The organism is Sorangium sp. So ce448 (genome assembly GCF_051520915.1).
GTDB lineage: Bacteria > Myxococcota_A > Polyangia > Polyangiales > Polyangiaceae > Sorangium > Sorangium cellulosum_B.
Genome location: NZ_CP150343.1, coordinates 511,910 through 522,897, shown reverse-complemented (window position 1 = coordinate 522,897; position 10,988 = coordinate 511,910). Strand labels below are relative to the sequence as shown.

The window sequence follows — 10,988 nt, the reverse complement described above, 5'->3', positions numbered from 1 at the left end:
CGGTCCTGCTTGACAGAAACGATCCTCCTGCCATCGGGTGATTGCAATGAACCACAAGCGCAGCCCCGTCGATTCACCACCTGCCGCCGCCCTCGCGCTGGCCATGGGCGCGCTCGCCACGAGCGCCCTCGCGTGCTCGCTCATCATCGAGCAGCGGGACGTGCAATGCACCTCCGACGCGGACTGCGCGCAGTTCGACGGCGCCGTCTGCAATCGCGCGGCGAGCATCTGCGTCCCCTCGTCGAGCGGCTCAGCCGGCGGCGAGGGAGGCAGCACGCCAATCGGGTGCGCGGCGGCCGACAAGCCGACCGTCGAGATCACCGGGGATATCACGGAGGATTTCACGCTCAGATGTGACAAGAACTACATCCTCAAGGGGCAGGTGAACGTCTCGGCCGGGGCGACGCTGACCATCGAGAAGGGCACGACCGTGCTCGGCGAGACGAACCCGCAGGTCCCCGCGACGCTCGTCGTGCACCCAGGATCCAAGCTCATCGCCGTGGGCACCCGGGATGAGCCCATCGTGTTCACGAGCAGCAAGGCCCAGGAGGATCGCATGGCCGGCGATTGGGGCGGCGTCATCCTCCTCGGCAACGCGCCGACCAACCACGTGGACGCGAACGGCGCACGCACCCCGGGCCAGATCGAGGGGTTGACGAACAACGGGCGATACGGGGGCATCGACGAGAACGACTCGAGCGGCACGCTCAAATACGTGCGCATCGAGTACTCCGGCGTGAAACTCGCGCCGAACAACGAGATCAACGGGCTCACCCTCGGCGGGGTCGGCAGGGGCACGATCATCGATTTCGTCCAGGTGAGGCACGTGTCCGACGACTGCTTCGAGTTCTTCGGGGGCACGGTGAACGCAAAGCACCTCGCCTGCCAGTACAGCGGCGACGACGCCTTCGACTGGGACCAGGGTTATCGCGGAAAGCTCCAGTTCCTCGTGGCGCAGCAGGACCCGAACGTCGCGGAGGAGACGAACGGGTTCGAGGGGGACAACGACCCGCTCGCGCTCACGCCTGCGCTCGAGCCTCGGAGCGAGCCGACGATCTACAACGCGACGCTCTGCGGGAAGGGCGTGGACGTGGACAAGGAGCAATACGGCATCCTGCTCCGCCGGTCGACGAAGGTGAACATCGCCAACACGATCGTCACGGGCTTCGAGTCGGGCCTCGACGTGCGCGACCCGGATCCCGAGCAGAACATAGCGAGCTCGATCTTCTTCAATCTGGTGAATGACCTCGCCTACGCCGAGACGAGCGACGGGACAGGCATCCTCCAGGACGACGACGGCGGCTTCGATGAGATCGCGTTCCTGAGCGAGCCCGATCGGAAGAATCGTGCGGAGGACCCGGGTATCCAGGGCTGCTTCGACCCCTCCGCGCCGGTCTTCGGTCCCGCGACGTCCCTGACCAAGGACGCGCTCGTGCCGCCGGACGGGTTCTTCGACGCGAGCGCCGCGTTCATCGGGGCGTTCAAGGATGCGAGCGACACATGGGCCACCTCGGGGAAGTGGGCCGTGTGGAGCCCGAACTGAAGTACGAGCGTCGCAGAGCGGCGGTCACCCGCACAGGAGACGGGTCCAGATCGGCGTTTTCGGCGCGGAAGCGCACTCCTGTGCGCTGAGCACCGAAAACGTCGAGATGGGCCCGTATCCGAAGCGGGTGACCGCCGCTCTAGCGCGGGCAGCGCTCGAGCCGCCGGGCGAGGTTCCCGCGCTCCACCGACTCCGCGCCCCCCCGCGCGCGCAGCGCGAGCGCGAGCGCGCGCGGGAGGTCGAGGGCCGCGCCGCGCGCGCGCATCTCCAGATAGGACCGCTCGTAATCGCGAGGGACCCTCAACGACCAGTTGTGGTCGCCCACCGTCCCGGGCGTGTTGTAGATCTCCTTCATCCCGAGCAGATCGGCGAAGAAGACCATCACGTTCGACGCCGGGCTGGCGAAGAGGTCGGCGAGCTTGGCCTGCGCCAGCGCGCGAGGGTCGGACGCGAGCGCGCGCGCCATCGCGCCCTCCTCGGCCGGCGAGGGCGCGAGGCGCGTCGCCAGGTACGCCGCCTGCCGCCCCAGCGCGGAGGCGCGCTCCCAGGTGTCGAGGAGCCTCCAGAGCGGCGGCGTGTCGTGGGTCCCCACCATGATCCAGTCGGCGGGCGCGGCGTTCTCGCTGCGATAGACGTCCTTCGGGTTGTCGAGATCGGCCTTCTGCGTGACCCGGAAGCGCCCCAGCCCGTGCCGATCGAGGACGGCCCCGAGCGGGAACGGGAGCGTGCTCAGGACCTCGCACACGACGTCGGAGATGGCGCGGCCACGGGCCTCCGCGCAGCGCGCGATCGTGTCGAAAATGACGCTGTAGCGCCCGACCTGCTCCGGAGACAGCGAGGTGACCCAGTCGTCGGCATACCGGGGCACGGCGCGGTTCAGCTGCCCGGGAGAGACGATGGCGTACCGCGCGAGCAACGGGTGCTCCGGCAGGTCGGGCGACGAGAAGAGCCGCGCCCCGCCCTGGACGGCGCGGAGCGGATCAGGGGCGTCGGCCGCATAGACCCAGGGGCAGACGAGCCCGTGCGGGTGATCGAGGCGCACCCCGTCGAACTCGTCGAACATCTTGTCCATCCGCGCCCGGACGAGCGCGAGCCCGCCGGACGACGCATCCGCGTACTGCGCGGGATCCAGGACAGGGTAGCTCCACACCTGGCCCTCCGGGTTGGTCCGGCTCGGCGGCGCGCCCATGAGATACCCCCTGAGGAAGACCGATTGATAGGCCCAGGCATCCTGAGGCGAGTAGCCTATCTGCAGATCGCCGTAGAGCTTGAGCCCGAGATCGGCCGTCACCGTCCGGAGCGCCGCGTGCTGCTCGTGCGCGAGGAGCTGGCAGAACGCGTGGAAGCGGAGCTCGTCGCGGTACCTGTCGAGGAGCGCTCTCCTGCGCTCCCCGCACGCGACCACCTCGCCAGGGCCAGGCGCGTAGAGGCGCCGGTCGAGATCGGGCTCGCCAGACCAGCCGTGAAACCAGCCGCTCCGGTGCTCGGCGCAGAGCGGGCCGTAGAGCCCGTCCCTCTCGAGCCACACGGCGTTCCGCCGTGTAAAGGCGTCGAGGCGGCGCTCGAGATCGCCGGCATCGCCGCACCTCCGCCGGCCCTCGAACGACGCGTACGCCTCCCGGAGCGCGGCGCGCTGCGCGCGGTGGGCATGGCCGTGCTGCGCGCGAGCCTCGCTGCCAGGAGGCCGCCCGGCGACGATCTCCCGGAGCGACTCGGGGCGGAGGAGCGCGCCGGAGGGGCCGTCCTCGACCAGCCGGGCGAGCGCGATCGAGAGCGTGCTCCGCGAGAAGATGGTGCCGTCATACGGAGACGCATTGTCGGCAGAGGTCTCCCCCTGCGGCCCCAGCTGGACGCCGTTGAAGCCGAGATCCCGCGCGAACCGGAGGAATCGGCGCCCCCCCTCGGTGTTCGGGGAGCCGCGCCCGATGTCCTCGGCGTCGTCCGAGGGAAAGCTCGGATCGTGGATCGCGAGCACGAGGTTGCGGATGCCCAGCAGCCCGAGCGCGGCCTCGACGAGCCCCCGCTCTTCATCGCTCCATCGAGCCTCGGCCGGCGCCGCATCGCCCCTGTCATTCCCGACGTCCTTCATCGTGGCAAGGTATAGCGATGAACGGATCGGACCGCCAACGCGCAAGGCGAAGAGCCCCTCATGCCTCGGTGATGTGATTACACCGCTGTACGGCAAACCCCGAATGCCGCTGTCAGGCCCCGAGGCGCGTGCCTGCGGCGACTCCCGAGGTCGCGCTCGTGGCCTCCACCATCGGCAGCGTGAAGAAGAACGTGCTGCCCTCGCCCACCTTGCTCTCGACCCAGATCCGGCCGCCGTGCACCTCGACGAGCGCCTTCGCGATCGAGAGGCCGAGCCCGGTGCCCTTGTGGGCCGTCTCCTTCGCCTGCCAGTAGCGCTCGAAGATCCGCGCCCGCTGGTCCTCCGGGATGCCCGGGCCGGTGTCCCGCACCGAGAGGCGCACCTCCCGGCCCCACGGCTCGGCCCGGATCGCGACCTCGCCGCCGGCCGACGTGAACTTGATCGCATTGCCGACGAGGTTGGCGATCACCTGCAGGATCCGCTCGCGATCGCAGAGCGCCCGATCGACGCCGAGCTCGACGCTCTGCTCGAGGCGCAGCGACTTCTCCGCCGCCTCCTCCCGCAGGAGCTCGATGGCGTCGCCGAGCAGGCCAGCGACGTCGTGGGGCACCGGCTGGATCGAGATGTGGCCGCCGTCGAGCTTGGCCAGGTCGAGCAGATCGCGGATGAGGCGGTTCATGCGATCAGCCGCCTTCTGGATGCGCTCGACAGGGCGCCGCACCTCGACCGCCTCGTCCGCGCCCGGCAGCTTCCGGCGCAGGAGGCTCGTGTTCATGACGATGGTGGCGAGCGGGCTCTTGAGATCGTGCGACACCACCGCGACGAGCTCCTCCCGGGCCCGGATCGCCCGCTGCGCGCTCTCGTACAGGCGCGCGTTGTCGATCGCCAGCGCGGCCCTGCGCCCGAGATCCTCGGCGAGCGCCCGGTCCTCCACGCCGTACAGCAGATCGTCGCGGCCGGAGGCGATGGTGAGCACGCCGAGCATCGTGCCGCGCGTGACGAGCGGCACGGAGATGTAACGCCGGAGGCCGAGCTCCATGAGGAGCGCCTCGCTGGCCGACACCGGCGGCTCGCTGTCGTACGATCCGCGCTCGCTCACCGGGGCGAGGTGCGCGCCCGCGACCTCGCAGAGCGCCGCCTCGCCCGTCTCCAGCACGCGGGCGACGCCGGACGGGAGGACCGAGTCCATCGGCGTCTGGCCCTGCAGGAGGCGCGCGAGCTCGCTCTTCTGCGGATCGGCGTGGACGACGACCGCGCGCCGGAGCATCGCCTCGCGCTCGATGATGTCGACCATGCACCAGTCCGCGACGAACGGGACCGGCAGGCGCGCGACGCGCACCAGCGTCGCCTCGTAATTGAGCGAGCTCGAGAGCAGCCGGCTCGCCTCCGAGAGGAAGGCCGCGCGCCGCTGCGCCGCCTCCGCCGCCGCGCGCCCCGCCTCCGCGGCGGCGAGGTTCCGCGCGCGCTCGCGCTCGTTCTCGATCATGCGGGCGTAGAGCAGGCGGTGCACGAGCGCCGTGCGGAAGGTCGCCGTGAGCCGGCGCATCATGCCCCGGTACCTCGGCGCGAACGGGGGCTCGCTCTCGAAGCAGAGGAGGAGGCTGGACGCGCCGCTGTCGCCCTGCCCCTCCAGCGAGAAGTGCCACGTCACGAGCCCGGGCCGCGCGAGCTCGGGGTACGGCAACTCGGGGTATGGCAAGGAGAGGCCCGCGCCCCCGCCGTTGGGCTCGCCCGTCGAGGCGGGCGAGCCCGGCGGGATGGGCAGCGCGCGCGAGCTCGCCGACAGGCCGGCGGCGTCGAGGAGCCGCGGGGCCCGCGGGGCGGGCTCGACGAGCACGAGCACCGCGATGCAGCTCAGGCGCTCGGCGAGCCGCTCCAGGAAGACCGCCATCGACTGGTGCGGATCGAAGAGGTCGAGCGCCGCGACCGTGAGCTCCTGGAGGACGCTGAGGAGCGCCAGCCGTTCCTCCTGGATCTCGTGCTCTTCGCCGCTCGCCATGACAGGGCTCCAACCGCTCCCGCGCTCAGGCCCCCAGGGCGAGCACGACAGCGGTCTTGTTGTGAAACTGCGGTACTCCTCGGCCCAGCGTACCGACTTCTCCAAAGGTCAGACATCCCATCACCGGGACGCTCTCGCCGAGCTCGCTCTCGAAGGTGGTCAGCTCGTCGCGCACCGTGTCGCCGAGCATCATGCACCGCGAGATGCAGTCGAACACGAACGCGCCGGCGATGGGCCCGGCCACCGCCTCGCGCGCCGTGCTCGCGGCCTCGCGCGCGGCGCCGACGAGGCCGATGGGATCGCCCTCCATGACGCGGACGAGGCACCCGTCCGGGACCTCGCCGACGCAGTAGAGCCCCCCCGGCGAGACGACGCGCAGCGGATCGCGGATGACGTGCTCGCCGTCGGCCTGCGGGATGCCGAGCGGGTGGGTCATGGCGAACGTGGCGAAGCCGTCGATGTTCACCTGATGCCCCCTCGCCCGCGCGGTGCGCTGGTAGACCGAGAAGGCGCCCTCGTACTCGAGCTCGGCGAGGACCGTGCCCTCGGCGCGGGTGACCATCGTGGGCGGGCCATACGGCCGGAAGCCGTGGCGGATGCCGGTCGCCATGCGCGCCGGCGAGTCGATCGCGACGACGACAACGCTGTCCGAGTAGGCGCTGCCGCCCGCGAACTGCGCGGTGCGCACGAAGCGGAGGTTGTCGCCCGCGCCGCCGCCGGCCCAGACGACGCCCGTCCCGCCGACCTCGACCGCGCCGCGCACCACGTCGGCCGCGTTGCCCGTGACCGCGTCCGGCAGCACGATGAGCGCGCGGCTCCACCCGGGAGCGACGGACGACGGGAACGCCTCGAGGGCGCGCGAGGCGGCGAGCACGCCGGCGCGCCGCCCGTCCTGGCTCACCGGCTGCGCGACCCCGACGCCGACTCGCACGGTCTCCGAGGCGACGAGCCCCACCACGAGCCCCTGCCGGAGCAGCCGGCTGCCGGCGAAGACCCCAGCCGTGCAGCACCCCGCCCAGGGGACGCCCGGCAGCTGGCTCGTCACGGCCGCGGCGAGCGCGTCGGCGTCGTACTGGTCCGTCGATAAGACGAGGGCGAACGCCGGTCGCGCCGCATGCTCCGTGCGGGAAGCCCCGTGGAGCGCCGTCGCCACGGCCTCTGAAGCAGCCTCTCTCGGATCCGCCGCGGAGCTCGCCCCGACAAATACCTGTGTCGCCATGTTCCCTCCCCCCTCGGAATTTCGGCACTCGCGTTATACTGGAGATTCATCCGATCGTCACGGCGGGTGATTGTCCCGTGATGTCATCCGTACAGGGCGCTCCCCTCCGTCGAGCGACTCACGATTTTCCCGGCGCGACGCTCCTCGCCGAAGAGCCAGACAGAGCCGTGAGGAGGCCCGCGGAGCGCTGATCTGCGAGGAGAGAGGGAGGCGCCTGAGACCGAGGGGGGCAGGACCCTCATCCTCCAATAAGACAACGCGCGCCGCAAGCTCGGCAGACACGCCGGACACACTCGAGTCGGCCAACCAGGAGCAATCAGGGGCTTGAGCAAAACCTGGACAACACGGCACCACACGGCAGGATCGTGGCATTGCAAACCGCGCTCGATGGGGCCTTGATGCCCGAGGCGGAATCAAGGCGAGTCCACGGCGCGCGCTGCCAGGCGAGGCGTGGTCGTTCCGTCCGACGAGAGACGGTGAACCCCGGAACCTCGCCGGTCATGGGATGTTTCGGGAACAAGCTCAGGGATTCGCCCGCAAGAGCGAGTACGTCAGGGGGTGCCAGAACCCGCCCTGTTTCGCCCCCGGAGCGGCCCCGACGGCGACAAGCACGAACCCCTGACCGTCCCCGATGTCGGCGGCCGGCACGTCGCTGTTCGCCAGGATCTCGCGCATCGGCACCGACGACGTCACCGTCCCCTCGATGGGATCGCGGGTCTCGATCGCGACCTCGTCGAGCGCGCCGAGGTCGCCCACCGAGAACGCGGTGGACGGCGGGAACGGCGCGATCGCGCCGTAGGAGAGGTCCTGAGCGAGCGTCACCCCGGTCGCGTCGCCGCGCCCGGGCGTCAGCTCCACATCGACCACCGGCGTCGCCGCGCTCGCGTGCGCGACCTGCAGGCTCACCCTGTCGAAGGTCGTCCGCCGCGACATGGCGACCGCGACGAGGCCGGCGGTCGGCGTGTCGATCGTGTAGGCGTCGCCGCAGCCTTCCTTCTCGCTCTCGTGCGTGTGCCCCTCGCCGCCGAGGCATCCGGTGGCGACCACGAGGAGGCTCTTCTGCTCGGCGAACACGGGCGCCGGGAGCACGGGGAGCCCCGCGGCCACGATCGGGGCCGCGGGGCTCCCCGTGCTGCCGCCGAGCGCCAGGATCTCCGCGCAGTCGAGCCCCTCCGTCGCGCGGAGGTCGCCGGCGATCACGTGCGCGCGCAGGCTCGTCCCCTCGGGGATCGCCGCGCCGAGCGGCTCGACCTCCTGGGCCCGGGCGAACGCGAGGCCCGCGGCGGCGCCCGGCCAGGGGTCCACGCCGACGCCCGTCCCGTCGGGGTAGGCGAGGAAGCAGAAGCGGACCGCGTCGTGATCGCTGATGCCGTTCACCACCGTGAGCCTCGTCGGCCCCGGCGGCTCGACCGCGCCGCCGCCCGCGCCCGTGGTCGTCGTCGTCGGGCCGCTCGTCGTCGCTCCCGGGCCGCCGCCGGCGCCGGAGGTGCTCGCCCCGCTCGATGGATCGCGGCCGAGGACGCCGTGGTCCTGCGTGCAGGCTGCCGCGACGGCAAGCGAGATCCCCCCGAGGCATGCCCATCCGGACGAACGAACTCGGTGCAGCACGCTGCGAGCTTACCGTGCTAGGCGGGGTCGATGCGGGTCCATCTCACCGCGACAGCCGCCGCCGCCGTCCGCCGCGGCCACCCATGGGTCTACCGAGACGGCATCGCGGACGGCGGCGGGCAAGGGAGCAAGCGCGGCGAGGGCAAGCGCGGGGAGCGCGCGCACCGCGGCGGCGCCGCGGCGTCGGGCGACGTCGTCGAGCTGTCGGCCGAGGGGGCGCCGTTCCTCGGGCGGGGGCTCTGGGACGCGGACTCGGCGATCGCCGTGCGCGTCTTCCAGCGCACGCAGGCGCCGCAGCTCGACGAGCGGGCCATCGCGGAGCGGCTCGATCGTGCCTTCGCCCTGCGCGACGGCTGGTTCGACGGCCGCGACACGACGGCCTACCGGCTGTGCAACGGCGAGGGGGACCGGGTGCCGTCGCTCGTCATCGATCGGTACGACCGCGCCGCGGTGCTCCGCCTCGACGGCGACATGCTGGCGCCCTGGCTCGAGCGCCTGCTCCCGCACCTCGCGCGCGCGCTGGGCGCCCGCGGCGTGCGCTCGATCGGCCTGCGCGCGCGCGCGTCGGCGGCGGGCGAGGACGCGGACGGGAAGAAGCTCGCGCACCTGCACGGGCCGCCGCTGCCGGATCGCCTCTTCGTGAGGGAGACGGGGGTCGCGATGGAGGTCGATCTCGCGCGCGGGCAGAAGACAGGGGCGTTCCTCGACCAGCGCGACAACCGCGCCCGCGTGCGCGCGCTCGCGCCCGGACGCCGGCGCGTGCTGAACCTGTTCAGCTATGCGGGGGGCTTCTCGGTGGCCGCGGCGCTCGGCGGCGCGGGCCGGGTCACCTCCGTCGACTCGGCGTCGGCCGCGCACGCGTCGGCGCAGCGCACGTTCCGCGAGAACGGCGTGGACCCGGCGGCCCACGAGTTCGTGACGGCGGACGCGTTCGACTTCCTCGAGAAGGCCCGCGCGCGCGGCGACCGGTACGATCTCATCATCTGCGACCCGCCGAGCTTCGCGCCGAGCGAGCGCGCCAAGCCGCGCGCGCTCGGCGCCTACCGGCGGCTGCACGCCGCGGTCGCGCGCGTGCTGGATCGAGGTGGCGTGTTGTGCGCGGCGTCGTGCTCGAGCCACATCACGGCGGAGGACTTCCTGGCGACGCTGGACGACGCCACGCTGGAGCGGGACGACCTGCGGATCCGGGCGATCCACGGGCAGCCGGAGGACCACCCGACGCTGCCGGCGTGGTGGGAGGGGCGGTATCTGAAGTTCGTGGTGCTGGAGTGACGCGCTGACGCGCCCGCCGGATTCGCCGCGCGTCCAGGGGTGCGCGTCCGGACGGGCCACGGCGCAGGAGAGGTGGCCGGAGCCGGCCGCCGCGAAACCTCCGCCGGAGATCACCTGCGGGTCGAGGCGATTGACCATCGGACGGCCAGTGACGCAGGCGCTGCCGGCATGGCGGAAACGGCTGTCCGTGGAATTCGCTAATGACCACGGCGCTGCCGGCGCAGCGGAAATGGCTATCCCTGGAATTCAATGTCGCTCACAAAGACATGACCGACAGGCGCCGCGGCCGTATCGGCCTCACCGTCCGGCGCTCCGCGGGACAGGCAGCAGCGCGCCTCGACGTCTCCGAGCGCCTCCAGAGATCGGCCTTCCCGGGCCACGCTACTACACTGGCCCAGTATTGTCCATTGCTCAGCCAACACACGGCTCACGCGCGCCACTCGCGCGACACGCGACACGCGACACGTGACGATGGCGAGCGATAAAGTCGATTCGAAGCAGGGAATCGATCGAGCGTACCGCCATGGCCCGAGGTATCTTTGGAGAAGAGCCGCGCCGAGCGGTCCAGGAGCTCGGGCGCGGCAGACAAGGGGGATCTCTCATGACGACGCTGAAGATCACCCCGGAGCAGATGCGCTCGCGCATCGCGCGGTTCGGCGAGCTCCGGGCTTACGTGAATCACACCGTTGACACCAGCATCCCACAGGAGGCGTTCGACGCCGTGAACCCTCCTCTGTATCTCCTGATGGCGCACGCGGCGGGGGACGCGCGCGAGGGGACGGGGCCGGCCATCGTCGGCCCCAAAGGCATGAGCGTGGGCATCGTCAGCTGCAGGCCTGGCGACAAAGTCCCTCTGCACGCACACCGTCGCTCGAGGGAGGTATTTCTGTGCCTCGCTGGACGCTTCGCGCTGCGCTGGAACGAGGGCGCCACGGACGAGACGACGCTCGAGCCCTTCGATATGATCGACGTGCCCGTGGGCGTCTACCGGCAGTTCGAGAACGTCGGCCAGGAGCCCGGGCTGCTCCTCGCCATCATCACGGACGAGCACGAAGACGAGCCGGGCGACATCGTCATCGCGCCCGAGGACAGGGCGCGCTTCGCCGAGCGCTTCGGGCCCGCAGTCCTGGAGAAGCTCACGGCGACGACTGGTATGCTCTTCACCGATCCCCCCACAGAGTAGCGCCCGCCCTCGCGGTCCATCCGCGGACAGCCCCCGCCGAGCCACGGAGGCGCTGGCTGTTCAGGGCCAAACCCG

The 10,988-nt window shown here is 71.5% G+C and carries 7 protein-coding genes; 3 read left to right on the top strand and 4 right to left on the bottom strand.

The annotated features are described in order from the left end of the window. The first annotated feature begins 46 nt into the window (after nucleotides 1-46). Nucleotides 47-1,543, top strand: a complete 1,497-nt coding sequence (locus WMF45_RS01975) for a hypothetical protein (RefSeq protein WP_437715285.1) — start codon at nucleotides 47-49, stop codon at nucleotides 1,541-1,543. Between the two features lie 139 nt (nucleotides 1,544-1,682). On the opposite strand, the gene WMF45_RS01970 is transcribed toward WMF45_RS01975, so the two are convergent. From WMF45_RS01970 to WMF45_RS01955, 4 genes are all read right to left on the bottom strand, one after another. Beyond that, nucleotides 1,683-3,632 (bottom strand): 4-alpha-glucanotransferase, encoded by a 1,950-nt coding sequence (locus tag WMF45_RS01970; protein WP_437715284.1) that lies wholly within the window; start codon nucleotides 3,630-3,632, stop codon nucleotides 1,683-1,685. 112 nt (nucleotides 3,633-3,744) lie between these two features. Further along, on the bottom strand, nucleotides 3,745-5,631 hold the full coding sequence (locus WMF45_RS01965) for an ATP-binding protein (RefSeq protein ID WP_437715283.1): 1,887 nt from the start codon (nucleotides 5,629-5,631) through the stop codon (nucleotides 3,745-3,747). 25 nt (nucleotides 5,632-5,656) lie between these two features. Next, the gene (locus WMF45_RS01960; protein ID WP_437715282.1) at nucleotides 5,657-6,850 is read right to left on the bottom strand and encodes an FIST signal transduction protein; all 1,194 of its coding nucleotides are present in this window, start codon (nucleotides 6,848-6,850) and stop codon (nucleotides 5,657-5,659) included. 522 nt (nucleotides 6,851-7,372) lie between these two features. Continuing rightward, nucleotides 7,373-8,458, bottom strand: a complete 1,086-nt coding sequence (locus WMF45_RS01955) for a hypothetical protein (protein WP_437715281.1) — start codon at nucleotides 8,456-8,458, stop codon at nucleotides 7,373-7,375. Between the two features lie 30 nt (nucleotides 8,459-8,488). On the opposite strand from WMF45_RS01955, the gene WMF45_RS01950 reads away from it, so the two are divergent. Both WMF45_RS01950 and WMF45_RS01945 read left to right on the top strand, forming a co-directional pair. Further along, nucleotides 8,489-9,730: a class I SAM-dependent rRNA methyltransferase gene (locus WMF45_RS01950; RefSeq protein WP_437715280.1), complete on the top strand. Its 1,242-nt coding sequence runs from the start codon at nucleotides 8,489-8,491 to the stop codon at nucleotides 9,728-9,730. Nucleotides 9,731-10,331: 601 nt separating this feature from the next. Next, the gene (locus tag WMF45_RS01945; protein ID WP_437715279.1) at nucleotides 10,332-10,913 is read left to right on the top strand and encodes a cupin domain-containing protein; all 582 of its coding nucleotides are present in this window, start codon (nucleotides 10,332-10,334) and stop codon (nucleotides 10,911-10,913) included. Nucleotides 10,914-10,988: the final 75 nt, after the last annotated feature.